This is a genomic window from Mesorhizobium ciceri WSM4083 (assembly GCF_000519305.1).
Taxonomy (GTDB): domain Bacteria; phylum Pseudomonadota; class Alphaproteobacteria; order Rhizobiales; family Rhizobiaceae; genus Mesorhizobium; species Mesorhizobium ciceri_B.
In genome coordinates, this window is sequence record NZ_KI912610.1 from 751,759 (window position 1) to 775,373 (window position 23,615).

Annotated in this window: 22 protein-coding genes; 16 read left to right on the forward strand and 6 right to left on the reverse strand. The window is 63.9% G+C overall.

Annotation, left to right across the window (positions count from 1 at the left end; translation table 11 throughout):
- Positions 1-4 precede the first annotated feature (4 nt).
- Complete coding sequence (locus tag MESCI2_RS0129680; protein WP_027039634.1) at positions 5-796, reverse strand: cyclase family protein; 792 nt, start codon at positions 794-796, stop codon at positions 5-7.
- Between the two features lie 120 nt (positions 797-916).
- Here MESCI2_RS0129680 and MESCI2_RS0129685 point away from each other — a divergent pair, with 120 nt between their 5' ends.
- The 13 genes from MESCI2_RS0129685 to MESCI2_RS0129745 all read left to right on the forward strand — a co-directional run bounded on the left by MESCI2_RS0129685 (position 917) and on the right by MESCI2_RS0129745 (position 14,902).
- On the forward strand, positions 917-2,491 hold the full coding sequence (locus MESCI2_RS0129685) for a phytoene desaturase family protein (RefSeq protein WP_027039635.1): 1,575 nt from the start codon (positions 917-919) through the stop codon (positions 2,489-2,491).
- A 109-nt stretch (positions 2,492-2,600) separates the two neighbouring features.
- Positions 2,601-4,130, forward strand: coding sequence for an ABC transporter substrate-binding protein (locus MESCI2_RS0129690; RefSeq protein ID WP_027039636.1), 1,530 nt, complete (start codon positions 2,601-2,603; stop codon positions 4,128-4,130).
- A gap of 216 nt (positions 4,131-4,346) precedes the next feature.
- Positions 4,347-5,354, forward strand: coding sequence for an ABC transporter permease (locus MESCI2_RS0129695; protein WP_027039637.1), 1,008 nt, complete (start codon positions 4,347-4,349; stop codon positions 5,352-5,354).
- A complete protein-coding gene (locus MESCI2_RS0129700) occupies positions 5,347-6,195 on the forward strand; it encodes an ABC transporter permease (RefSeq protein WP_027039638.1) in 849 nt (282 codons plus the stop codon). The genes MESCI2_RS0129695 and MESCI2_RS0129700 overlap by 8 nt, the downstream gene beginning before the upstream one ends.
- A complete protein-coding gene (locus MESCI2_RS0129705; RefSeq protein WP_027039639.1) occupies positions 6,192-7,073 on the forward strand; it encodes an ABC transporter ATP-binding protein in 882 nt (293 codons plus the stop codon). Before MESCI2_RS0129700 ends, MESCI2_RS0129705 begins: the two co-directional genes overlap by 4 nt.
- Entirely contained in the window at positions 7,066-7,902 is an 837-nt protein-coding gene (locus MESCI2_RS0129710) for an ATP-binding cassette domain-containing protein (RefSeq protein WP_027039640.1), read from the forward strand. Before MESCI2_RS0129705 ends, MESCI2_RS0129710 begins: the two co-directional genes overlap by 8 nt.
- Before the next feature lie 78 nt (positions 7,903-7,980).
- The gene (locus MESCI2_RS0129715; RefSeq protein WP_027039641.1) at positions 7,981-8,580 is read left to right on the forward strand and encodes a VOC family protein; all 600 of its coding nucleotides are present in this window, start codon (positions 7,981-7,983) and stop codon (positions 8,578-8,580) included.
- A gap of 141 nt (positions 8,581-8,721) precedes the next feature.
- Positions 8,722-11,016, forward strand: coding sequence for a bifunctional salicylyl-CoA 5-hydroxylase/oxidoreductase (locus MESCI2_RS0129720; RefSeq protein ID WP_027039642.1), 2,295 nt, complete (start codon positions 8,722-8,724; stop codon positions 11,014-11,016).
- Complete coding sequence (locus MESCI2_RS0129725; protein WP_027039643.1) at positions 11,013-11,786, forward strand: SDR family NAD(P)-dependent oxidoreductase; 774 nt, start codon at positions 11,013-11,015, stop codon at positions 11,784-11,786. The genes MESCI2_RS0129720 and MESCI2_RS0129725 overlap by 4 nt, the downstream gene beginning before the upstream one ends.
- Positions 11,780-12,250: a MarR family winged helix-turn-helix transcriptional regulator gene (locus tag MESCI2_RS0129730; RefSeq protein WP_027039644.1), complete on the forward strand. Its 471-nt coding sequence runs from the start codon at positions 11,780-11,782 to the stop codon at positions 12,248-12,250. Before MESCI2_RS0129725 ends, MESCI2_RS0129730 begins: the two co-directional genes overlap by 7 nt.
- Positions 12,247-13,059, forward strand: coding sequence for an enoyl-CoA hydratase family protein (locus tag MESCI2_RS0129735; RefSeq protein ID WP_027039645.1), 813 nt, complete (start codon positions 12,247-12,249; stop codon positions 13,057-13,059). Before MESCI2_RS0129730 ends, MESCI2_RS0129735 begins: the two co-directional genes overlap by 4 nt.
- Positions 13,060-13,293: 234 nt before the next feature.
- Positions 13,294-14,442, forward strand: coding sequence for an acyl-CoA dehydrogenase family protein (locus tag MESCI2_RS0129740; RefSeq protein WP_027039646.1), 1,149 nt, complete (start codon positions 13,294-13,296; stop codon positions 14,440-14,442).
- Positions 14,443-14,506: 64 nt separating this feature from the next.
- Positions 14,507-14,902 carry a RidA family protein gene (locus MESCI2_RS0129745; protein WP_027039647.1) on the forward strand — a complete coding sequence of 132 codons (396 nt, stop codon included), beginning with the start codon at positions 14,507-14,509 and terminating at the stop codon, positions 14,900-14,902.
- 315 nt (positions 14,903-15,217) lie between these two features.
- Here the strand turns inward: MESCI2_RS0129745 and MESCI2_RS0129750 are convergent, their stop codons facing one another.
- Positions 15,218-16,309: an LLM class flavin-dependent oxidoreductase gene (locus MESCI2_RS0129750; protein ID WP_027039648.1), complete on the reverse strand. Its 1,092-nt coding sequence runs from the start codon at positions 16,307-16,309 to the stop codon at positions 15,218-15,220.
- A gap of 505 nt (positions 16,310-16,814) precedes the next feature.
- On the opposite strand from MESCI2_RS0129750, the gene MESCI2_RS0129755 reads away from it, so the two are divergent.
- The 3 genes from MESCI2_RS0129755 to MESCI2_RS0129765 all read left to right on the forward strand — a co-directional run bounded on the left by MESCI2_RS0129755 (position 16,815) and on the right by MESCI2_RS0129765 (position 19,761).
- On the forward strand, positions 16,815-17,612 hold the full coding sequence (locus MESCI2_RS0129755) for an ABC transporter substrate-binding protein (RefSeq protein ID WP_027039649.1): 798 nt from the start codon (positions 16,815-16,817) through the stop codon (positions 17,610-17,612).
- A 152-nt stretch (positions 17,613-17,764) separates the two neighbouring features.
- Positions 17,765-18,439: an amino acid ABC transporter permease gene (locus MESCI2_RS0129760; RefSeq protein WP_023811481.1), complete on the forward strand. Its 675-nt coding sequence runs from the start codon at positions 17,765-17,767 to the stop codon at positions 18,437-18,439.
- 47 nt (positions 18,440-18,486) lie between these two features.
- Positions 18,487-19,761 carry a cysteine desulfurase-like protein gene (locus MESCI2_RS0129765; RefSeq protein WP_027039650.1) on the forward strand — a complete coding sequence of 425 codons (1,275 nt, stop codon included), beginning with the start codon at positions 18,487-18,489 and terminating at the stop codon, positions 19,759-19,761.
- A 206-nt stretch (positions 19,762-19,967) separates the two neighbouring features.
- Here the strand turns inward: MESCI2_RS0129765 and MESCI2_RS0129770 are convergent, their stop codons facing one another.
- The 4 genes from MESCI2_RS0129770 to MESCI2_RS0129785 form a co-directional block, all read right to left on the reverse strand.
- Positions 19,968-20,798: a dipeptide ABC transporter ATP-binding protein gene (locus MESCI2_RS0129770; protein ID WP_027039651.1), complete on the reverse strand. Its 831-nt coding sequence runs from the start codon at positions 20,796-20,798 to the stop codon at positions 19,968-19,970.
- Positions 20,795-21,652, reverse strand: a complete 858-nt coding sequence (locus MESCI2_RS01000000135890) for an ABC transporter ATP-binding protein (protein ID WP_050596718.1) — start codon at positions 21,650-21,652, stop codon at positions 20,795-20,797. Before MESCI2_RS01000000135890 ends, MESCI2_RS0129770 begins: the two co-directional genes overlap by 4 nt.
- Positions 21,653-21,654: 2 nt before the next feature.
- On the reverse strand, positions 21,655-22,509 hold the full coding sequence (locus tag MESCI2_RS0129780; protein WP_224618710.1) for an ABC transporter permease subunit: 855 nt from the start codon (positions 22,507-22,509) through the stop codon (positions 21,655-21,657).
- Between the two features lie 70 nt (positions 22,510-22,579).
- On the reverse strand, positions 22,580-23,587 hold the full coding sequence (locus MESCI2_RS0129785; RefSeq protein WP_027039652.1) for an ABC transporter permease subunit: 1,008 nt from the start codon (positions 23,585-23,587) through the stop codon (positions 22,580-22,582).
- Positions 23,588-23,615 lie beyond the last annotated feature (28 nt).

A 23,615-nucleotide genomic window follows, 5' to 3' on the forward strand; every position in this document is an offset into this window, starting at 1 on the left:
TCGCTTAGCCCTTCGAAACCAGCGCCAGCGCGCGGATCGGGCTGCCGGTGCCGTGCTCGATCTTCAGCGGCGCCGCGATCAGGATGGCGCCCTTCGGCGGCAACTGGTCGAGGTTGCAAAGGCTGGCGAGGCCGTAGCGGTTGGCCTTGTGCATCAGCGTGTGCGCCGGGAACGGCGGCTCCATGCCACCGGCTTTGCCGGCATCGGTGCCGATCGTCTCCGAGCCCCAGCCCTTGATGTCCTTGCTGATCAGGAACTGGATGGCTTCGGCCGTCGGGCCGGGCGTGTGCGGGCCGGTCTCGTTGGCGTTGAGGAACTCGGCTTCCGAGCCGTTGCGCTTGTACCAGTCGGTGCGCATCACGACCCATTCGCCGGCATTGATCGCGCCATGCTTGGCTTCCCAGGCCTTGATGTGGTCGACGGTGAGCAGGAAATCGTGGTCGGCGGCGGCTTCCTTCGAACAGTCGATGACATTGACCGGGCCGACGAAATTCTGCGCCGGAATGGTGTCGGTGGCGCCGTCCGGATAATCCTTGCCGGAGATCCAGTGCTGCGGCGCGTCGAAATGCGTGCCGGAATGTTCGCCGAGCTTCAGCCAGTTCCAGGCCCACCACGGACCGTTCTTGTCGTAACGGGAGATGTTGTGGATCTCGACCTTCGGCGTGTCGACGGCGAGTTCCGGCGGCAGCTTGATCAACGGCGTGTCCGGCCCGAGCGGCGCCGACAGGTCGACCACCTTGATGGCGCCTGAAAGAAGCTGGCTGGCGACTTCGCCGAGGAGTTTTTGCGTATCCATGGTTTGAAGTTCCCTCTTTCGTGTGATGATCAAGGCTCGTCTCGGCCCTTTAATATCCTACTAGACGAAAACATATGCATCTGCAATTATCTTTAAGCATAAAGGAAATGGGGACGGGGCGTGAGCGAGTTCGACGCCATCTTTGTTGGGGCGGGCCACAACAGTCTGGCATGCGCCGCGCATTTGGCGCTCAAAGGCTGGAAAACCGGGATTTTCGAGCGCAGCGCAGCAATCGGCGGCGCCGTCCAGACGCGCGAATTCACCCTCCCTGGCTTTCGCCACGATTTCGGCGCGATGAATCTGAGCCTCTTCGCCGGCTCGGCCTTCCACCGGAAATATGCAAATGAATTGAAAGTGCAGGGGCTGGAATTCGCCCCGGTCGCCGACTGTTTCGCCAGCGCCTTCCCCGACGGACGCTGGTTCGGCGTCAGCAACGACCTGGAAAAGACCGCCGCGCGCATCGCCGCCTTCTCCGCCGCCGACGCCCAGACATGGCGCAGGCTGGTTGCCGCCTTCCCGGCTGAGGCCGAACACCTGTCCCGGCTGCTGGGATCGCCGATGAGCGCCCGCGCGCTTGCCGGGACGGCGTGGAACCTGTGGCGCAAGAAGGGCATGTCCGGGGCGCTCGATACGGGCCGCCTGCTGTTGTCCTCGCCCCGCGCCTGGCTGGAGGAGAATTTCGAGTCGCCGCATATCAGGGCAACGCTCGCCACCTGGGGCATGCATCTCGACTTCGCGCCCGACATCGCCGGCGGTGCTGTGTTCCCCTATCTGGAATCGATGGCCAACCAGAGTTTCGGCATGGTGCTGGGCAAGGGCGGCGCCGACACCATCATCCGGGCCATCTCGGGCATGGTGACCTCCGCCGGCGGCAAGGTCGTCACCGATGCCGAAGTGGCCGAGATCACGGTTTCCGCCGGCAAGGCGACCGGCGTGCGGCTCGCTTCGGGCGAGACGCATACCGCCACCAAGGCGGTCATTGCCAGCGTCGCGCCCAAGGCGCTGACTGGTAAGCTGCTGCCCAATGGTTCGGGCGACGCCGGCTTCGACACGGCGATGCAAAAGTTCCGCCATGCGCCGGGCACGATGATGATCCATCTGGCGCTGGACGATCTGCCCGACTGGCGCGCCGGAACGGAGCTTCGGCAGTTCGCCTATGTGCATCTGTCGCCGTCGCTCGACGCCATGTCGCGCACCTATCAGCAGGCGATGGCGGGCATGCTGCCGGACGAGCCGGTGCTGGTCGTCGGCCAGCCGACGGCGATCGACCCATCGCGGGCGCCTGAGGGAAAGCATGTGCTGTGGGTGCAGGTGCGCATGTTGCCCGCCGAAATCCTGGGCGATGCCGCCGGCAAGATCGCACCGGACCATTGGGACAAGGTGAAGGAAGCCTACGCCGAGCGTGCCCTCGACATCATCGAGACCTATGCGCCCGGCCTGCGAAACCAGATCCTTGGCCGGGCCGTGTTTTCGCCCATCGATCTCGAGCGCGAGAACCCGAACCTCGTCGGCGGCGATCAGGTCTGCGGCAGCCATCATCTGGCGCAGAATTTCTTGTTCCGGCCGGCGCGTGGCTATGCCGGATGGAACACGCCGGTGGCCAATCTGCACCTCACCGGGGCCGCGACATGGCCGGGCGCCGGCACCGGTGCGGCGTCGGGCTTCATGCTCGCACAACAGCTTGGCGGGAGGTAGGAGCCGAGGATTTCCTTGAGGCTACGAGGGGCAAGGCGCTGCTGCCCAAGAAGCCTGAACCGATGACCTAAGACGCCGCGCAGAAACAAAACCAACAAGGGGAACGACCATGACAATCAACAGACGTGAATTGCTGGGATACAGCGCCGCGGCACTCGGGGCGGCCGCCGTCGGCCTGCCGCAGATCGCCAAGGCAGCGGCCGGCGAACTGACCATCGCCTACAACGTCAACCTGCCATCCTGGGATCCGACCACCGGCCCGTCGGCCGTCAACCCGACCATCCAGGGGCTTTACCAGTCGGTGTTCGACCAGTTCATCCCGCAGAAGCCCGATTTGTCCTTCGCGCCTGGCCTGCTCACCGAATGGGGCTGGAACGATGACCGCACCAAGATCATGATGACGGTGCGCGAAGGCGTGACCTGGCATGACGGCTCGCCGTTCACGGCCGAGGACGTCGTCTGGTCGCTGCAGCGGGCAGGCGACGAAAAGACCGGCAACCCGATCCAGTTCGTCTGGAAGAACGTCAACAACTTCAAGATCGACGGCAACAAGATCACCGGCGACGTCGTGCAGTTCGACCCGGTCTATTTCAAATGGATGTCGTTCCTGACCGGCTACATCATGCCGAGGGCCTATTACGAGAAGGTCGGCGCCGAAGGTTTCGAGAAGGCGCCGATCGGCACCGGCCCCTATATGGTCGAAAAGTTCGAGCGCAACGCCTTCCTGCGGCTCAAGGCAAACCCGAACTATTGGGGCGGCAAGCCGGCCTTCGAGAATGTGACGATCAAGTTCGTCGCCGACGCGGCGAGCCGCGTCGCCGAGATCGAATCCGGCTCCTCGCAAGTGACGCTGGAAATCCCCTATGAGGAGTATGACCGGTTGATCGCCAAGGACGGGCTGGCAGGCTCCTGCAAGAACGTCTCCGACATCGGCATGATCTTCTTCAACGACATCGAGGCGATGCTGGACAAGAACGTCCGCCAGGCCGCCGTGATGGCCGTCGACAAGAAGCTGCTGGTCGATCGCCTGCTGCGCGGCTACGGCCAGCCGATCGATACGCTGGAAACGCCGGAATACGCATCCTACGACGCGTCGATCAAGGTCGAGCACAATCCGGAAAAGGCCAAGGAATTGCTGGCTGCTTCCGGCTATTCGCCGGAAAAGCCGGTCAAGTTCACCATCCAGACGACCAAGGGCTTCAAGCCCAAGGACTATGAGATGATCCAGGCGATCGTCGGCATGTGGCGCAAGGTCGGCATCGAGGCGACGATCGAAGTCTACGAGATCGCCAAGCACTACGAGCTGCGCGCCGCCGACAAGCTGGCGCCGGCCGCCTTCTACAATTGGGGCAACGCCATCGGCGATCCGACCACCTCGACCGGCTTTGCCATGTACGGCCCGAGCCCGCATTCGGTGTGGGACAGCCAGGATTTGATCGACATGATCAACCCGCTGTGGGGCGAAAAGGACGAGGCCAAGCGCATCGCCGGCTGGAAGGCTGTCGACAAATACATCGCCGAGCAGGCCTATGTGCTGCCGCTGATGCAGTATGCGCAGCCGATCGTGCATGCCAAGGGCGTCAATGTGGTGCAGCATGTGTCCGGCGCGCTGCTGCCGGCGCTGATGACCCCGGCCTGACCAATATGGGAGGGCACGCCGTTCGCGAGACGGCGTGTCTTCTTGAACGACGCAGGCCCCCTCATCCGGCCCTTCGGGCCACCTTCTCCCCGCTGGGGAGAAGAGACTGGCTCAGCCGTCGGCGACCTCTTCTCCCCTCGGGGAGAAGGTGGCCGCAAGCGGCCGGATGAGGGGGTTTTCGTTCCAGCCACCGAAACGCAGTAGGCCTACGCCGGAATGCTCCTGCAACGATTCCTGATCCGTCTGCTGACGATGCTGATCACGCTGTTCGGCGTGGCCGTCGTCGTCTTTGTCGTGATCCGCGTCGCGCCCGGCGATCCGATCGCCATGATGCTGCCACCTGGTGCTACGGATGCCGACATCGCCCGGCTGCGCGCGCTCTACGGCCTCGACAAGACCATCGTGCAGCAGTTCTTCATCTGGCTGTCCGGCGTCGCCAGGGGCGATTTCGGCACCTCGATCTCGCTGCGGCAGGATGTGCTCGGCCTCGTCTTCAACCGGCTGCCGGCGACGCTGGAACTTGCCATCGTCGCGCTTGTGATGGCGGTGGCGATCGGCGGCACGACGGCAATCATCGGCGCGCGCGAACGCGGCACGGCGGTCGAGGCCGGCATCGACATCGCCAGCGGCGCTGCGCTTTCCATTCCCGACTTCCTGTGGGGCCTGGTGCTGATCCTGCTGTTCGGCGTGCTGGTGCCGATCTTCGACATTTCCGGCAGGGTGTCGCCGCAACTGGACCTGCCCTTCGTCACCCAGTTCTATCTGTTCGAGAGCCTGTTGCGCCTGCGCCTCGACCTGACCTGGGATCTCCTGAAGCACATGCTGATGCCGGCCGTGGCGCTGGCACTGCCGCTGGCGGCGATCATCTCGCAGCTGCTGAAACAGTCGCTGAAGGAAGTGCTCGACCTCGACTATGTCGTGCTGGCGCGGGTGAAGGGGTTTTCGGAAACGCAGGTCATCCTGCGCGAGGCGCTGAAGAACGCAGCGCTGCCGACGCTGACGCTGGTCGGCGTGCAGTTCACCTTCCTGATCGGCGGCACCGTCATCGTCGAACGGCTGTTCTCCTATGAAGGCCTCGGCAATATGGCGATCGATGCCGTCATCAACCGCGACCTGCCGCTGATCCAGGGCATCGTGCTGGTCTTCGCGCTGCTGTTCGTGCTGATCAACCTCAGCGTCGACATGATGTACGCGCTGCTCAATCCGAGGCTGCGCCATGGATGAGGGCCGTGCTCGAAGGCGAGGTGTGCCGCCACGCCTGTGGCTGGCCGGCGGCTGGCTGCTGCTGGCGCTTCTGGCGGCGATCTTCGCGCCGCTGGTCGCGCCGCAGGATCCGCTGGCGCAGGATTTGATGCTGGAGCGGCTGCCACCGTTTTGGATGGCCGGTGCCGATCCCGGCTACTGGCTCGGCACCGACAGCCTTGGCCGGGATCTTCTGTCCCGGCTGATCTTCGGCGGCCGCATCGCCTTTATCGTCGCGTTCGCCGCGGCCATTGCGGCGTGCCTGGTCGGCTCGGCGCTGGGCCTGATCGCCGGCTATTTCGGCGGTTGGGCCGACCGCATCATCTCGCGCATCGTCGATGTCTGGATGGCATTTCCGCCAGTGCTGTTCGCCATCCTGCTGGTGGCGGTGCTCGGCACCGGCCTCAGTTCCGTCATCCTGGCCATCGCCATCATCGACTGGACGCGTTTTTGCCGGGTGATCCGTGCCGAGACGATGGGCCAGTCGCGCATGGACTATGTCGAGAATGCCCGCATCGCCGGCTATGGCCGCATCGGCATCATGCTGCGCGAGGTGCTGCCCAATGTGGTGCCGTCGATCGTCGCGCTGCTGTCGCTGGAAATGGGCATCGCCGTCATCGTCGAGGCGATCCTGTCCTTCGTCAATCTGTCGATCTCGACCGACGATCCGACCTGGGGCGGCATCATCGCCGAGGGCCGGCTGTCGATCCATCAGGCCTGGTGGGTGCTGGTGTTCCCGCTGGTCACGCTGATCCTGACCGTATTGTCGTTCAGCCAGTTCGGCGAGGCGTTGAAGACGCGCTTCGATCCGGTGCTGCGATGAGTGCGATCTGTCTGGACATCAGGGATCTTAGCGCCGTGCTGCCCAACGGCCAGCGCGTGCTGCGCTCGGTGTCGCTTGCCGTCCAGCCCGGCGAGGTTCGCGCGCTGGTCGGCGAAAGCGGCGCCGGCAAGACGATGATCGGCAAGGCGGTGCTCGGTGTGCTGCCGTCAAGCGTGCGCATTGTCGAAGGCGACATGCTGCTTGAAGGCGAAGACCTCGGCAAGCTTCAGCCCAAGGCGCGACGCACGCTGATCGGGGCACGCACGGCGCTGATCCCGCAGGATCCGCTGACCGCGCTCAACCCGTCGCGGCGCATCGGCCCGCAGATGACCGACCGGCTGGTGCGCATCCTCGGCTGGAGCGGCGAGAAGGCCGATACCCGCATTCGGCAGTTGCTCGACGAGGTGCAGATCCGCGACCCCGACCGCGTGCTGAAAAGCTATCCGCACGAGCTTTCCGGCGGCATGCGCCAGCGCGTGCTGATCGCCGCCGCCTTCGCCGCGGAGCCAAGGCTGATCGTCGCCGACGAGCCAACGACGGCACTCGACGTCACAGTGCAGAAGCAGATCCTGCGGCTGATCGTGCAATTGCAGCGCGAACACGGCACGGCGATCCTGTTCGTCACCCATGATCTCGGCGTCGTCGCCAAGATCAGCCAGAGGGTCTCGGTGCTTTATGCCGGCAAGGTGGTGGAGGAGGCCGACACGGCTGCCCTCTTCGCAGCACCGCAGCACCCCTACACGCGAGCGCTGATGGCGGCGACGCCGCGCTACACCGATCCTTTCGCCTCGCTGAAGCCGGTGGACGAGGCGGTTCTGGCCGGGCTTGCCTCGGAGATCGCCGCCGCAGACCAGGCCTGGAGGCGGTCGCATGGCTGAGCCGCTGTTTTCCGTGCGTCGGCTGAAGGTCGCGCTGCCCGACATGACGCGCAAGCCACTGATCGGCCGCGCGCCATTGGTCGAAATCCTGAAGGGCCTGGACTTCGACCTGCCGCGGGGCTCGGTGACCGGCATTGTCGGCGAATCCGGTTCCGGCAAGTCGACGCTCGGCCGCGCTTTGGTGCGCCTGCTGGAACCCAGCGCAGGCAGCATCACTTTCGACGGCCGCGACATCACCCATCTGCCGGAAGCGGAACTGCGGCCTCTGCGCCGCAATCTGCAGATGATCTTCCAGGATCCGATGTCGTCGCTCAACCCGCGCCGCACCATTGCCAGCATTATCGCCGCGCCACTCAAGCAAAATGGCCTCGGCGACAATCTCAAGGCGCGCGTGGCTGAGGCGCTGCAGCGTGTCGGCCTGCCGCAAAGTTTCGCCAGCCGCTATCGGCACGAACTGTCGGGCGGCCAGCGCCAGCGCGTCGGCATTGCGCGGGCGCTGGCGCTGTCCCCGAAATTCGTGCTGGCCGACGAGATCGTCTCCGGGCTGGATGTGTCGACCCAGGCGCAGATCCTGACCCTGCTGGAGAAGCTGGCGGCGGAAATGGGGCTGACCGTCGCTTTCATCAGCCACGATCTGTCTGTCATTCGGCGGCTGTGCCGGCAAGTGATCGTCATGCGCGAAGGCGTGATCGTCGAAGCGAGCGCCACCGACGCCTTATTCGACAAGCCGCAGCAGGCCTACACGCGCGATCTCATCGCGGCCATTCCGCTGCCCGAGATCGATGCTGGATGGCTGGACATCCCCGCCGCCGCCAAGGCGCCGACATGAATGCATACGCACGCCGAAGAGCGGGCCTCGGACGTGCGACCACAAAGACCCAAGTCCCGTCAAATGGAGAGGACTGACATGAAGACGACAATCGCAATTGCAACGCTCGCCGCCGCGATGCTCGGCAGCGCCAGCATAGCCTCGGCGGATTCGATCCCGGGCATGCGCGGCCACGACCACACCGGCATCACCGTTCCCGACATGAAGCAAGCGGTCGACTTCTTCACCGAAGTGGTCGGTTGCAAGAAGGCGATGTCGTTCGGTCCGTTCGCCGACGACAAGGGCACCTTCATGCAGGATCTCCTGGGCGTCGACCCGAAGGCGGTGATCGAAGAGGTCACCATGGTCCGCTGCGGCTATGGATCGAACATAGAGCTGTTCAAATACACCGCACCGGACCAGAAGGACCTGACGCCGAAGAACAGCGACATTGGCGGCTTCCACATAGCCTTCTATGTCGACGACGTCGCTGCCGCCAAAGCCTATCTCGAAGGCAAGGGCGTCAAGACGCGGATGGGGCCGCTGCCGGTCAAGGAAGGGCCGGCCGCCGGCCAGACCATCCTCTATTTCCAGGCGCCGTGGGGGCTGCAACTGGAAGCGATCAGCTATCCCGACGGAATGGCCTATGAGAAGGACGCCGAGACGGTGCTGTGGAGCCCGAAGAACCCGGAAAAGTGATCCGGCAGCGCGCTTGCGCGATGACACGCAGGCGCGCTTTCGCCATGTCAGGACAATCGTTTTGATATAAAACTTTAAGCTTGAAATATCTTGTCGCCGGCGCGATACTGAACTCCAGCAAGCGAAGAGGAGATCGCAGACATGAAGGTTGCGGTTCTCGGCGGCGGACCAGCCGGCCTCTACTTTGCCATTTCGATGAAGCTGAGGGACGCCGCGCACGATGTGACGGTGTTCGAGCGCAACCGCGCCGACGACACGTTCGGCTGGGGCGTCGTGCTGTCGGCCGAGACGCTCGACAATCTGTCGAAAAACGACCCGGTCAGCGCCGTCTGGATCAAGAAGCACTTTGCCTACTGGGACGACATCGCCGTCATCCATGACGGCGTGCGCACGGTCTCGTCAGGGCACGGTTTCTGCGGCATCGGCCGCAAGCGGCTGCTGGTCCTGTTGCAGCGCCGGGCGCGCGAACTCGGCGTCAAGCTGATGTTCGAGACCGACATTGCAGATCCCAAGCCCTACATGGAGACGCATGATCTGGTCGTCGCGGCCGACGGCCTGAACTCCAGGGCGCGCAACAGCTTCGTCGACATCTTCAAGCCCGACATCGACACCCGCAAATGCAAGTTCGTCTGGCTCGGCACGCAACAGAAGTTCGACGACGCCTTCACCTTCATCTTCGAGAAGACCGAGCATGGCTGGGTGTGGGCGCACGCCTACCAGTTCGACAGCGACACCGCGACCTTCATCGTCGAGTGCAGCGAACAGACCTGGACTGCCTTCGGCTTCGGCGCGATGTCGCAGCAGGAATCGATCGCCGTCTGCGAGCGGATCTTCGAAAAACATCTCGGCGGCCACGCGCTGATGACCAATGCCAACCACATCCGTGGTTCGGCCTGGATCAATTTCCCGCGCGTGCTGTGCGAGCGCTGGTCTTACAAGAACCTCGCACTGATGGGCGATGCGGCGGCATCGGCGCATTTCTCGATCGGCTCCGGCACCAAACTCGCATTGGAAAGCGCCGTAGCGCTGGCCGAGTATGTCGAAACCGAGCCGGACCTCGAGGCTGCTTTCCGTAGATATGAGGACGCCCGCCGCACCGAGGTGCTGAAGCTGCAATCGGCGGCGCGCAATTCGCTGGAATGGTTCGAGGAGGTCGAGCGCTATCTCGGCCTCGATCCGGTGCAGTTCAACTATTCGCTTTTGACCCGCTCGCAGCGTATCAGCCACGAGAATTTGCGGCTGCGCGATGCCGAATGGCTTGAAAGCGCCGAAGAATGGTTCCAGCGCCAGGCGGGCGCCGGCGGCAACAGCCTGCGCCGCGCGCCGATGTTCGCGCCGTTCAAGCTGCGCGACATGAGGCTGCAGAACCGCGTCGTCGTTTCGCCGATGGCGCAGTACAAGGCCGTAGACGGCTGTCCGACCGACTGGCATTTCACCCATTATGCCGAGCGGGCCAAGGGCGGCGCCGGGCTCATCTATATCGAGATGACCTGCGTCAGCCCGGAAGGGCGGATCACGCCTGGCTGTCCCGGATTCTATGCGCCCGAGCATGAGGTGGCGTGGAAGCGGCTGGTCGTTTTCGTCCATACCGAGACCGAGGCGAAGATCTGCGCCCAGATCGGCCATTCCGGCGCCAAGGGTTCGACCCGGCTCGGCTGGGAGGGCACCGACGTGCCGCTGACCTCGGGCAACTGGCCGGTGATGGCGGCCTCGGACGTCGCGTGGTCGCCTGGGAATCAGGTGCCGAAGGCGATGGACCGCGCCTACATGGACAAAGTGCGCGACGAATTCGTCGCCTCGGCCGAGATGGCCGATCGCTGCGGCTTCGACATGCTCGAGATCCACGCCGCGCACGGCTATCTGCTGTCGTCCTTCATCACGCCGGTCACCAACCGGCGCACGGATGAATATGGCGGTTCGCTGGAAAACCGTATGCGTTATCCCCTCGAAATCTTCCGTGCGGTACGCGCCGCCTGGCCGGCGGAGAAGCCGATCTCGATGCGCATCTCGGCCAATGACTGGGTCGGCATCGAAGGCGTCACACCAGCCGACGCGGTCGAGATCGCCCGGCTGCTGCATGAGGCCGGCGTCGACATTTGCGACGTCTCGGCCGGCCAGACATCGGCACTGGCAAAGCCGGTCTACGGCCGTATGTTCCAGACGCCATTTTCCGACCGTATCCGCAACGAGGTCGGTATGGCGACGATGGCGGTCGGCAACATCTACGAGCCGGACCATGTCAATTCGATCCTGATGGCCGGCCGCGCCGACCTGGTGGCGCTGGCACGGCCGCATCTCGCCGATCCCTACTGGACGCTGCATGCCGCAGTCACGCTCGGCGACCGTGGCGTGAAGTGGCCGGATCCCTATCTGCCCGGACGCGACCAGCTCTACCGTCTGGCCGAGCGCGACGCGGCGGCGGGGCTGAAAGTATGAGTAGCGTCTCGACGATCCCCGGCAAGCACGCGCTGGTCACCGGCGGCGGCTCCGGTGTCGGCAGGGTTATCGCGCTGGCGCTGGCGGGTGCCGGCATCGACGTGACCATCTGCGGCCGCCGGGAAGCGGAGCTCGCCAAGGTGGCCGGGGAAAACGACCGCATCTACGGCATCGCCGCGGACGTCACCGATGAGGCGGCAGTGGCGGCGCTCTACGAGGCGGCGCAAGCAGCGCGCGGACCGTTCGACATCGTCGTCGCCAATGCCGGCATGGCCGGCAGCGCCCCGGCGCACAAAACCGCGCTCAGCGACTGGCAGCGGACGGTCGACGTCAATTTGACCGGCGCTTTCCTGACGGTGAAACCGGCGCTGGCCGGCATGGCCGCGCGCAAGACGGGCCGGATTGTCTTCATCGCCTCCACGGCAGGGCTGAAAGGCTACGCCTATGTCGCGCCTTACGTCGCCGCCAAGCATGGCGTCGTCGGCCTGATGCGGGCGCTGGCGGCCGAGACGGCGAAATCCGGCGTGACTGTCAATGCCGTGTGCCCAGGCTTTGTCGAGACCGAAATGCTGGAGGAGTCCATCCAGCGCATCATCCAGAAGACCGGCCGCTCGGTCGAGCAGGCACGGTCAAGCCTTGCCTCGACCAATCCGCAAGGCCGCTTCATCCAGCCGGATGAAATTGCCGCCGCCGTGCTGTGGCTGTGCGGCGACGCCGCCCAGTCGATAACCGGACAGGCGATTTCCATCTCAGGAGGCGAAACATGGTAGCCGGCCCCCTGCCCGCGCCGTCGGGACCCGGCAAGGACCGCTTGCGTCTGTGGATCAGGCTGCTGCGTGCGTCGCGCACGATCGAGGCCGAGCTGCGCGAGCGCCTCAAGAAGGACTTCAACACGACGCTGCCGCGCTTCGATGTAATGGCCGCCCTCTATCGCGCGCCGGAAGGCATGCTGATGAGCGACCTGTCGCGCTTCCTGCTGGTTTCGAACGGTAATGTCACGGGCATCGTCGACCGGCTGGTTTCGGAAGGACTTGTCGCGCGCGCGCGGCGCAATGGCGACCGCCGCACGTCGATGGTGCGGCTAACCGAGGAAGGCACGCAGGCCTTTGCCACCATCGCTGCGGCGCATGAGGGCTGGATCGGTGAATTGCTGGGCAAGGTCAGCGAGGACGACGCGCGCCGGCTGACCGGCATGCTGACCTCGTTCCGCAGCAACTGGGAGGGACGCGAATGACCGCAATGGCCGGGCGCAAGCCGAAGCATTTCCTGTGGGAAGTCGAGGGCAGGATCGCAAAGGTCCGGCTCGACCGGCCGGAGCGCAAGAACCCGCTGACCTTCGACAGCTATGCGGAACTCCGCGACACGTTCCGCGACCTCGTCTATGCCGACGACGTCGACGCCGTGGTGTTCCTCTCCAATGGCGGTAATTTCTGCTCCGGCGGCGATGTCCACGAGATCATCGGCCCGCTGGTCAAGATGGACATGAAGCAGCTTCTCGCCTTCACCCGCATGACCGGCGATTTCGTCAAGGCGATGCTGAATTGCGGCAAGCCAATCATTGCGGCCGTCGATGGCGTCGCGGTCGGCGCCGGCGCCATCATTGCCATGAGCTCCGATATCCGCATCGCCACGCCGGAAGCCAAGACCGCGTTCCTGTTCACCCGCGTCGGCCTCGCCGGCTGCGACATGGGCGCCTGTGCGATCCTGCCGCGCATCATCGGCCAGGGCCGCGCCGCCGAACTGCTCTACACCGGTCGCACGATGACGGCTGATGAAGGCGAGCGCTGGGGTTTCTACAACAGGCTGGTCGATGCCGCAGCGCTGGAGGCCGACGCGCTCGACATGGCGGCGCGCATCGTCTCCGGCCCGACCTTCGCGCACGGCATCACCAAGACGCAGCTCAACCAGGAATGGTCGATGGGTCTCGACCAGGCGATCGAGGCGGAAGCGCAGGCGCAAGCGATCTGCATGCAGACCCGCGACTTCGAGCGCGCCTACAAGGCGTTCGTGGCCAAGGAAAAGCCGGTGTTCGAGGGGGATTGAGGATGATGCATTCCGTGGAGACGTCGGCGGGACAGCGCCCCCCTCTGTCCTACCGGACATCTCCCCCTCTAGGGGGGAGATCGGCTGTCACGCACGCCTTCGCAAATCGCCAACGTCTCAAGAAGGGCGCCGACGCCGACGCAGCCAATCTCCCCCCTAGAGGGGGAGATGTCCGGCAGGACAGAGGGGGGCGCCGTGGAGCGCAGGGCCTGGGGAATAGTGGTGGAAGCACCCATGCCTGATCGTTCCTTCCTCCATTGGCCGTTCTTCGAAGACCGCCATCGTCAGCTCGCCGAGCGCCTCGATGCATGGTGCGCGAAAAACCTGCCCGTCTCCCACCATGATGTCGACGCCGCCTGCCGCGAGCTGGTCAGCAAGCTCGGGCGAGACGGCTGGCTGAAGCCGACGGCGCTCGACACGGACAATCCGGGGCCACTCGACGTCCGCACGTTGTGCATCGCGCGCGAGACGCTTGCCCGCCATGACGGATTGGCCGATTTCGCCTTCGCCATGCAGGGGCTTGGCACCGGCGCGCTCAGCCTATTCGGCACGCCGGAGCAACAGGAATGGCTTGCGAAGACACGTGCCGGCAAGGCGATATCAGCCTTCGCCCTGTCGGAACCGCGCTCGGGATCGGATGTCGCCAACACCGAAATGACGGCGACCCGCGACGGCGATTGCTATGTCCTGTCCGGCGAGAAGACGTGGATCTCCAATGGCGGCATCGCCGACCTCTATGTCGTCTTTGCCCGCACCGGCGAGGCGCCGGGCGCCAAGGGGCTTTCCGCCTTCCTCGTGCCTGGCGACGCCAAGGGCCTCGGCATCGCCGAACGGCTGGAAGTGATCGCGCCGCACCCGCTGGCGCGGCTGTCTTTCGATCAGGTCCGCCTGCCGGCCGCTGCGCTGATCGGCAGACCCGGCGACGGCTTCCGCATCGCTATGTCGGTGCTCGACGTGTTCCGCTCGACCGTTGGTGCGGCGGCACTCGGCTTTGCCCGCCGCGCGCTGGATGAAAGCATCAAACGGGTGGCCGAGCGCAAACTGTTCGGCGCGCCGATGGCCGAGCTGCAAATGGTGCAGGGCCATATCGCCGATATGGCGCTCGATGTCGACGCGGCAGCCCTGCTGGTCTACCGCGCCGCGTGGACCAAGGACATGGGTGCCGCGCGGGTTACCCGCGAGGCGGCGATGGCCAAGCTGTTTGCCACCGACAAGGCGCAAGAGGTGATCGACAAGGCGGTGCAGTTGCATGGCGGCGACGGTGTCCGCAAGGGCCACATCATCGAAAGCCTGTATCGCGAGATCCGCGCGCTGCGCATCTATGAAGGTGCCTCCGACGTGCAGAAAGTGGTGATTGCGCGGCAGGTGATGGGCGCGGCCTGACGGCAGAGATTTTGACGAGCGTTCGATTTTGAAAATTGGGTTTTGGAATACCGGGAGGTTTTGAATGCACAGGATTCTGCAGCCCGAAGGCTGGGCAAAACCCGTCGGCTACGCCAATGGCGTCGCGGCGCGCGGGCAGTTCGTCTTCGTCGGCGGACAGGTCGGCTGGAACGGCCAATGCCAGTTCGAGACCGACGATTTTGTCGGACAGGTGAAGCAGACGCTCGAAAACATCGTCGCGGTGCTGGCCGAAGCCGGTGCCGGACCGCAGCACATCACCTCGATGACCTGGTATTTCACCAACAAGGCCGAGTATTTGGCCAACCTCAGGGGCATCGGCGAGGCCTATCGCGAGGTGATCGGCCGGCATTTTCCGGCGATGGCCGCCATGCAGGTGGTGGCGCTGGTCGAGGATCGGGCCAAGGTGGAGATTCAGGCGACTGCGGTTATCCCGGACTAAGGAATTCGTTCGTCAGGAATAAACGCCCTCGCTTCGTCATCCACGGGCGGAGCAAGGAGCGAAGCGACGCGGTGCAGACCCGAGAATCCATACCGGGACTCCAAAGCGTCACCACGGTCCAGAATTCTGCACCTGCACTCCACGGCCGAAGTCGCGGCATGGATCCCAGGGTCTCCGCGACGGAGCTTCGCTCCTGCTCCGCCCGTGGATGACGAAGTTGGGAAGGGTTCGGCAAATTCCGAATTCTCTATCCAAACTGATGATGAAATCCCTGACCGCCAACAGGCAGCCCGATGGCTTCCCGGAGCAATGCTACTATGCGCGCAGTCCCGCTTGCCGCAAAATCGGCAGCACGTGATCGCAGAAATAGGGCAACTCCCTGGTGTAGTTGACGAAGGACAGCGCGATGCCCTGGTAGCCATGCTCGGTGATGGCGGCCATGTCGGCGGCGATCGTTTCCGGCGTTCCGATCAGCGGGTAGGTGCCGGCGCCGCCGGCGAAGCGTTGCCGGTAGCGGTCATAGGCATGCGGGTCGTGCGACTGCGAGAATTCCTTCTTGCCCGCCATATGGGCATCGACAGCTTCGTGATCGGCCATATCGACCGCATAGCTGTTATAATAGGCCTGCGCCTCTTCCATCGTCGGGCGGCAGACGACATGCGCCACAGTGTAGACGCCGACATCGCGACCTGCCTTGTCGGCCCGCTCGCTGATATCGGCGACATGCTTGCCGGCATCGCTCATTTCCGAAAAGGTCGTGAACAGATAATCGCATCTGGCGGCAGCAAAATCTCGTCCCGGCCCGCCGAAAGCGGCGTTCATGGTCACCGGGCGCGGAACCTGCAGGCTGGCCGGCCGGCTGAGGGCTTCCTTGAGGCGATAATAGGTGCCCTCATAATCGAGCGGTTCGGCCGAGGCATAAAGCTTTTCCAGGATTTCGATCCATTCGGCCGCCTGGTCGTAGCCCTTCTCGACCAGCGGCGTGCCGAACATGCCGAATTCCTTCGGGCTCCAGCCGCAGACGATGTTCAAGCCCGCGCGGCCCTGGCTGATATGGTCGACCGTCGCCAGCGCCTTGGCGGCATAGAGCGGATGCACCAGCGGCACATGCACGGTCATGAACAGGCCGATCTGTTCGGTGGCCATGGCGAGTGCCGCCGCCCAGGTGAAGGTCTCGAACGACCATTCGCGCACCTTGTTGCGGCCGCCGAAGCCGCGCCAGCGCGCGATCGGCAGCATGAACTCCAGACCTGCCCGGTCGGCGATCTGCGCCGCCGTCACATTGTCCTGCCAGCTCGCCGTCCAGCGTTCCGGCACGTCTGTGATAGCAAGCCCGCCATCGGCATTGGTCGAAAAGACGCCGAGCTTCAGTCTGTTCGGGCCGTGCAAGGGATGTGGTTTGTTCATGTCGCGACCTCCCGGCGAAGATCGCACGCTAGGCCCGTGCGAAGATATTTCAAGCCTGAAATAGCTTCGCGTCGCCATCGCTTGCGGGTATTGGTTCCAGCGGTCCGCACCGTGTCCGCGACGCAACGGACACCGCAGCTTTTTAAGCTTAAAACTTTCGCCTTGAAAAGCGCCGCACTTTGGATAAGCATTCCGGAGTCAATGGCGATTGCCGTGCGGGACGGGCTTGCCGGCCAGTCTATCGCGCAGACCAGTCCATCGTGCCGGCCAGTCCATCGTGGGTGCTTCGGGTGGGAGTCTCAGTTCTTGTCGTTCATACTGCCCCAGTCATCATCCAACACGCGCCATGCCTTCGATGACGTGCGCGCGGATTCGCGGTCTGCAACACACAACATCGCCAACCGTGACCGCATGGTCGCTGCCATGAATTGACGCCCTGCGTAAAGCGGGGCGGCAAAAAACCGTGCGGGAGCAACCCGCCCGATCAACAACAGAGGGAACACAAATGAGCTTCACGCGCCGCAAATTGCTTCTTCTTGCCGCCGCCATCGGCATCGCCGCCGGCCCCGCCACCGCTTATGCCGCGGATGTGCTGAATGTCGGCGCCTACCCGACCAATCCGCCCTTCGAATTCAAGAACGAGGGCGGTACCTTCGAAGGCTTCGAAGTCGACATCGTCAACGAGGCCGCCAAGCGCATCGGCATGACCACCGACATCGCCGATCTCGGTTTCCAGGCGCTGTTCGCCGCCACCACCTCGAAGCGCATCGACGTCGCCATCTCGTCGATCACCATCACGGCGGAGCGGCTGAAGTCGCAGTCGTTCACGCAGCCTTATTATGATTCCGACATGGGCATCGCCACCAAGACCGACAGCGCTATCAAGGCCGAGGCCGACCTCAAGGGCAAGATCATCGGCGTCCTGTCCGGTTCGACCGGCGAAACCTGGGTCAAGGCGCATCAGGAAGCCGACGGCTTCAGCGACGTGAAGGGCTACGACACGCAGCAGAACCTGCTGCTCGACCTCAGCGCCGGCCGCGTCGATGCGGCAGTCAGCGACATTCCGGGCATGGAATATTCCTTCACCAAGATGAAGGACCTGGTGGTCAAGGAGCGCATCAAGACCGGTGAGCAATACGGCCTGATGATGACCAAGGACCATCCCCTGCTCGGCAAGCTGAACGACGCGCTGAGCGCGATGAAGAAGGACGGCACGCTGGCCGCCATCCACAAGAAGTGGTTCGGCAGCGACGCGCCCGCCGACTCTTCGACCATGAAGGAAATGCCGCTGCCGAAGGCCTGAGCTGAAAGCTGCGCTGACATCGTGCCGGCTTTCCAGGCCGGCACGATTCATTTCATGCTCCAGCGCCGGCTTCCGCACAGACCGCCTCGCCATCTGCGAGGCATATTGGTTTTAACCTGAGCATGATTGCTCTCGGGTTCGGGAACGCTCCCATGTCGCTGCTGGATACCTTCTTCAACCCCGACGTCATCATGTCCAGCCTGCCGGCGCTGCTGCGCGGCTTCCTGAACACACTGCTGCTTGGCATTTTGAGCATCGGCATCGGCATCCCGATCGGCCTTGGGATCAGCCTGGTGCGGCTCTATGCGCCGAAGCCGCTGCGGTGGCTCGCGGTCGGCTACACCGACATCTTCCGCGCCCTGCCGGTGCTGGTCGTGCTGATCCTGATCTACTATGCGCTGCCCTTCCTCGGCATACGCCTGTCGTCCTGGGCATCCGCCGTGACGGCCTTCGCCTTCATCATGTCGGCTTACTCGGCCGAGGTGTTCCGCTCCGGCATCGAAAGCATTCCGCGTGGCCAGTTCGAGGCGTCGCAGGCGCTTGGCCTGCCGTTCCTGCTGACCTTGCGCAAGGTGGTGTTGCCGCAAGCGATCCGCGTCGTCATCCCGCCGATGACCAGCAACTGCGTCTCGATGTTCAAGGACACCTCGCTCGCCTCCACCGTGGCGCTGCCGGAACTCTTGAAGGAAGCGACAAACGCGCAGTCGCTCTACGCCAACCCCTCGCCGCTGATCGGCGCTGCCCTCGTCTATCTCATCTTCCTCTGGCCGATGGTCCGCCTCGTCAGCCTGCTTGAAGAGCGCTTCAAGACCGAAAAGAAGCGCTAACCTCCGCCATCTGATCCCCGCCCAAGTCCTTTGCAGGAGCCTACCCCGTGAACAAGCATCAAACCGACAATGCGAATGCCACCGCGTTCCCCGTCGACGCCATCCGTGCCATGTTTCCAGCTTTACAGCGGGCTGGCGACTTCATCTTCTTGGACAATGCCGCCGGCGCGCAAATTCCGCAGAGCGTACTCGACGCGGTGACCAACCATCTGGTTTCGCACAATGTGCAGCGTGGCGGCCGCTATGGCCGCAGCGTCACTGTCGACCAGTCGGTTGCCGATGCGCGGACAAGCGTCGCGCTGCTCATCAACGCCTATAGCCCGGCGGAAATCTGCTTCGGCATGAACGCCACCTCGTTCATCCGCCTGGTCAGCCTCGGCATCGGCCAGATGCTGCAAGAGCGCGACGAGATCGTCATCACCGACATGGACCACGACGCCAACATCGCGACCTGGCTGGCGCTGGAATCGGCCGGTGCGAAATTCAAATGGTGGCGGATGCGCGAGGACGGCAATCTGCATGTCGACGATCTGCGCCCGCTGGTTTCCGACCGCACCCGCCTCGTCGCCTGCACGGTCACCGCGCATTCGATCGGTTCGATCGTCGATGTGGCTTCAGTGGCTGGGATCGCGCATGCGGCCGGTGCCGAAGTGTTCCTCGATTGCGTGCATTACGGGCCGCACGGGCTGATCGACGTGCAGGCCTGGGATTGCGACTATCTCGTCTGCTCAGGCTACAAGAATTTCTCGCCGCATATGGGCTTCCTGTGGGGCCGCTTCGAAACGCTGAAGCGGCTGCCTACCTTCCGCGAGGATTTCATCCCCGACGAGCCGCCCTACAAGGTCGAGGCCGGCACCTTCATCTACGAGAACGTCTCGGGCATGGATGCGGCCGTGCAGTATCTCGAACTGATCGGCCGCAATCTTGCGCCGTCCAACAACCGCTCGCGGCGCGACAACATCGTCGCCGGCATGGGCGCCATCCGCGACTATGAGCTGGTGCTGGCGCGTGAGATGCTGGCCGTGCTGAAAAGTTGCGGCGCGACCATCTACGGCGTTGCCGACGAGGCCCGCATCAATGAGCGCGTGCCGACCTTCTGCTTCAACATCGGCAAGCTGTCGCCGCAGCGGATCGTCGAGGAAATGGCCGAGATGCAGATCGGTATCCGCGACGGCCACATGTACGCGCCACGGCTGATGAAGCGTCTCAACCTCTCGATGGACAGTGGCGCCATCCGCGCCTCGCTGGTCCACTACAACACGATCGAGGAAGTCCGGCGCTTCGGCGAAGCACTGCGCGCGATCATCGCGAAGTTGTCCTGAGCGGCGGCCTCTCCAGCGTCGTCATCCACGGGCGGAACAAGGAGCGTAGCGACGCAGTGCAGACCCGAGGATCCATGCCGTGACGTTCGAGTGTTGCCACGGTGCAGAATTCTGCTCCGCTGCACCTTTCGGCTGAGGTAAACGGCATGGATCCTAGGGTCTGCGCGACGCTTCGCGCCGCTCCGCCCTAGGATGACGAAGAGACGTTAAGCCGCCTTCTTCTTCGCCAGCCTCGCCTTGATCGAGGCGACGTCGGCACGCGGCGTCGCGGCGAACAGCGTCCTGGTGTAGCTGTGCTTGGGGTCGGCGAAGACCTCGTCGCGCGAGCCGTATTCGACCGCTTCGCCGAAATACATCACCATCACATCGTCGGCGATGTAGCGCACCACGGACAGATCGTGGCTGATGAAGACATAGGTCAGCTGGAACTCGTCCTGCAGGTCGGCAAGCAGGTTGAGCACCTGCGCCTGCACCGACAGGTCGAGCGCCGAGACCGGTTCATCGAGCACCAGCAGGCTCGGGTTGAGCATCAGCGCGCGGGCGATTGCGATGCGCTGGCGCTGGCCGCCCGAGAACATGTGCGGGTAGCGGTTGTAGTGCTCGTGACCGAGGCCGACCTTCTTCAGCATCTTCATCGCCAGGTCGCGCCGCTCGGCCGCCGACTTGTCGGTGTTGATCAAAAGCGGCTCGCCCAGCACGTCGCCGATCTTCTGGCGCGGATTGAGCGATCCATAGGGGTTCTGGAAGACGATCTGGACCTTGCGGCGCATCTCTTTGGTCAATCCGCCCTTGGCGATATCGACCTTGTTGCCGTCGATGAACAGGTCGCCTGACGTCGCCGGATCGATCAGCGTGATGATACGGGCGAGCGTGGACTTGCCGCAGCCGCTTTCGCCGACGATGGCCAGCGTCTTGCCCTTGTCCACCTTGAAGGAGACGCCCTTGACCGCATGTACCGTGCGCGGCCCGGTAAACAGGCCGCCGCCGATGTGGTAGTCGCGGACAATGTTCTTGCCTTCGAGGACCGTGGTGCTCATGAGGCCACTCCCGCAGCAGAGGGGGCCGGCTCGAACAGCATGTCGGAAACGGTCGGCAGCCGGTCGCCGACGGCGTTCTCCGGCAGCGCCGACAACAGCGCACGCGTGTAATTGCTTTTCGGCGATTCAAACAGCGACAGCACGTCGGCCTCTTCCATCTTGCGGCCCTTGTACTGGACGATGACGCGGTCGGCGGTCTCGGCGACCACGCCCATATTGTGGGTGATCATGATCAGGCCCATGCCGTATTTGGCCTGCAGCGAAACCAGCAGATCGAGGATCTGCTTCTGGATGGTGACGTCGAGCGCCGTCGTCGGCTCGTCGGCGATCAGCAGCTTCGGATTGCAGGCGATGGCTATGGCGATCATGACGCGCTGGCATTGGCCGCCCGACATCTGGTGCGGAAACGAGCTCAGCCGCTCTTCCGGGTCGGCGATGCCAACCAGCTTCATCAATTCGATGGCCCGCGCCCGCCGCTGAGCGCGATCCATACCCATGTGGAAGCGCAGCACCTCCTCGATCTGGAAGCCGACGGTGAAGCACGGATTGAGGCTGGCGATCGGCTCCTGGAAGATCATCGAGATGTCCTTGCCGACGATCTTGCGGCGTTCGGACGGGCTGAGCTTCAGGAGATCGACGCCGTCGAAGGCCATGCGGTCTGCCTTGACGGTTGCCGTGTTGGGCAACAGGCCCATCACCGCCAGCATCGCCACCGACTTGCCGGAACCGGATTCGCCGACGATCGCCAGCACTTCGCGCGGCTCGACCGACAGGTCGATGCCTTGCACGGCCATGAACGGTCCGGCCGCGGTGTCGAAGGAAACGGTGAGGTTCTTGATCTCGAGCAGAGGCATGCTCACGACCTCTTCAGCTTGGGGTCGAGCGCATCACGCAGGCCGTCGCCGATCAGATTGATGGCAAAGACGGTGATCAGGATGGCGAGGCCGGGGAAAGTCACCACCCACCAGGCGCGCAGGATGAACTCGCGCGCTTCGGCCAGCATGGTTCCCCATTCCGGCGTCGGCGGCTGCGCGCCCATGCCGAGGAAGCCAAGGGCCGCCGCCTCGAGGATGGCGTTGGAGAAGGACAAAGTCGCCTGCACGATCAATGGCGCGATGCAGTTGGGCAGGATGGTGACCAGCATCAGCCTGAGATGGCTGGCCCCGGCGACCTTGGCCGAGACAACGTATTCGCGGGTCTTCTCGGCCATCACGGCGGCGCGGGTGAGCCGGGCGAAATGCGGCTGCAGCACGAAGGCGATGGCGATCATGGCGTTGACCAGGCCAGGGCCGAGCACCGCGACCAGCACCAGGGCCAGCAGCAGCGACGGAAACGCCAGGATGATGTCCATGATGCGCATGATCAGCGTATCGACCCAGCCGCGGCAGTAACCGGCGAGCAGGCCGAGGATGACGCCTGAGATAAGCGCTGACGTGACGACGACGAAGCCGATGGCGAGCGAGAAGCGCGAGCCGTAGATCAGCCGCGACAGCATATCGCGACCGACGGCGTCGGTGCCGAGCAGGAATTGCGCGTTGCCGCCCTCCTGCCAGGCCGGCGGCGTCAGGAAGAAGTCGCGGAACTGATCGTCCGGCGAATGCGGCGCCAGCAGTGGCGCGAAGATGGCGATCAGGATCAGCAGCGCAAAGACGAAGAGCCCGATCACCGCGCCCTTGTTGACGGAGAAGTAGTGCCAGAACTCGCCGAACATCTGCAGCCTGGCGTCCTGCGGCTTGACGACGGTGGCGGCTTCGATGGTGGCTGGGCCTTCGTTGCTCATGTCAATTGGCCCGGATGCGTGGGTTGATGACGGCGTAGAGCACGTCGACGATCAGGTTCACCGACATGACGATCAGCGCGATCAAAAGCAACCCGCCCTGCACGGTGAAATAGTCGCGCTTGGAAATGGCGTCGATCATCCATTTGCCGATGCCGGGCCACGAGAAGATGCTCTCGGTCAGGATGGCGCCGGTCAAAAGCGTGCCGACCTGCAGGCCGATGGTGGTCACGACCGGGATCAGCGCGTTGCGGAAAGCATGCAGGCCGACGACCCGGAACGGGGTCAGGCCCTTGGCGCGCGCGGTGCGCACATAATCTTCGCCCAGCACTTCGAGCATGGCCGACCGCGTCTGCCTGGCGATGACCGCGAGCGGGATGGTGCCGAGCACGACGGTCGGCAAGATCAGGTGCGACAGCGCCGAACGGAAGGCGCCCTTCTGGCCCGAGATCAGGGAATCGATGGTCATGAAGCCGGTCACCGGCTTGAAGAAATAGAGAAGGTCGATGCGGCCGGAAACCGGCGTCCAGTGCAACGTGCCGGAAAACACGATGATCAGCAGCAGGCCCCACCAGAAGATCGGCATGGAATAGCCTGCGAGTGCCGTGCCCATGGTCAGCTGATCGAACCAGGAGCCGCGGCGGATGGCGGCGAAAATGCCGGCGGCGACACCCAGGATGACGGCAAAGATCATGGCGAAGATGGCGAGTTCGACCGTTGCCGGAAAGCGCACCAGGAAATCCCTGAGCACCGGCGTCTTGGTGGAAAACGAGGTGCCGAAATCACCGCCGAGGATGTTGGTCAGATAGGTCAGATATTGTTGCCAGATCGGCAGATCGAAACCGAACTGGTGCATGAGCGCCGTGTGGCGTTCGGGCGACAGGCCGCGTTCGCCCGCAAGCACCAGCACCGGATCACCGGGCAGGATGCGCACGAAGCCAAAGGCGAGGATGGTTATCCCGATGAAGGTCGGGATGATGAGGGCGAGCTTGCCGAGGATATAACGCAGCATGGCGGGCGAGTGGGGGCGTCACCACATG

What these genes read in the sequence shown, in the direction of transcription:
- MESCI2_RS0129700 (WP_027039638.1), top strand. Translation starts at nt 5,347, where the DNA reads ATGGATGAGGGCCGTGCTCGAAGGCGAGGTGTGCCGCCACGCCTGTGG.
- MESCI2_RS0129680 (WP_027039634.1), bottom strand. Translation starts at nt 796, where the DNA reads ATGGATACGCAAAAACTCCTCGGCGAAGTCGCCAGCCAGCTTCTTTCA.
- MESCI2_RS0129695 (WP_027039637.1), top strand. Translation starts at nt 4,347, where the DNA reads ATGCTCCTGCAACGATTCCTGATCCGTCTGCTGACGATGCTGATCACG.
- MESCI2_RS0129690 (WP_027039636.1), top strand. Translation starts at nt 2,601, where the DNA reads ATGACAATCAACAGACGTGAATTGCTGGGATACAGCGCCGCGGCACTC.
- MESCI2_RS01000000135890 (WP_050596718.1), bottom strand. Translation starts at nt 21,652, where the DNA reads ATGCCTCTGCTCGAGATCAAGAACCTCACCGTTTCCTTCGACACCGCG.
- MESCI2_RS0129735 (WP_027039645.1), top strand. Translation starts at nt 12,247, where the DNA reads ATGACCGCAATGGCCGGGCGCAAGCCGAAGCATTTCCTGTGGGAAGTC.
- MESCI2_RS0129710 (WP_027039640.1), top strand. Translation starts at nt 7,066, where the DNA reads ATGGCTGAGCCGCTGTTTTCCGTGCGTCGGCTGAAGGTCGCGCTGCCC.
- MESCI2_RS0129785 (WP_027039652.1), bottom strand. Translation starts at nt 23,587, where the DNA reads ATGCTGCGTTATATCCTCGGCAAGCTCGCCCTCATCATCCCGACCTTC.
- MESCI2_RS0129770 (WP_027039651.1), bottom strand. Translation starts at nt 20,798, where the DNA reads ATGAGCACCACGGTCCTCGAAGGCAAGAACATTGTCCGCGACTACCAC.
- MESCI2_RS0129760 (WP_023811481.1), top strand. Translation starts at nt 17,765, where the DNA reads ATGTCGCTGCTGGATACCTTCTTCAACCCCGACGTCATCATGTCCAGC.
- MESCI2_RS0129715 (WP_027039641.1), top strand. Translation starts at nt 7,981, where the DNA reads ATGAAGACGACAATCGCAATTGCAACGCTCGCCGCCGCGATGCTCGGC.
- MESCI2_RS0129740 (WP_027039646.1), top strand. Translation starts at nt 13,294, where the DNA reads ATGCCTGATCGTTCCTTCCTCCATTGGCCGTTCTTCGAAGACCGCCAT.
- MESCI2_RS0129780 (WP_224618710.1), bottom strand. Translation starts at nt 22,509, where the DNA reads ATGTTCGGCGAGTTCTGGCACTACTTCTCCGTCAACAAGGGCGCGGTG.
- MESCI2_RS0129720 (WP_027039642.1), top strand. Translation starts at nt 8,722, where the DNA reads ATGAAGGTTGCGGTTCTCGGCGGCGGACCAGCCGGCCTCTACTTTGCC.
- MESCI2_RS0129745 (WP_027039647.1), top strand. Translation starts at nt 14,507, where the DNA reads ATGCACAGGATTCTGCAGCCCGAAGGCTGGGCAAAACCCGTCGGCTAC.
- MESCI2_RS0129725 (WP_027039643.1), top strand. Translation starts at nt 11,013, where the DNA reads ATGAGTAGCGTCTCGACGATCCCCGGCAAGCACGCGCTGGTCACCGGC.
- MESCI2_RS0129755 (WP_027039649.1), top strand. Translation starts at nt 16,815, where the DNA reads ATGAGCTTCACGCGCCGCAAATTGCTTCTTCTTGCCGCCGCCATCGGC.
- MESCI2_RS0129705 (WP_027039639.1), top strand. Translation starts at nt 6,192, where the DNA reads ATGAGTGCGATCTGTCTGGACATCAGGGATCTTAGCGCCGTGCTGCCC.
- MESCI2_RS0129750 (WP_027039648.1), bottom strand. Translation starts at nt 16,309, where the DNA reads ATGAACAAACCACATCCCTTGCACGGCCCGAACAGACTGAAGCTCGGC.
- MESCI2_RS0129730 (WP_027039644.1), top strand. Translation starts at nt 11,780, where the DNA reads ATGGTAGCCGGCCCCCTGCCCGCGCCGTCGGGACCCGGCAAGGACCGC.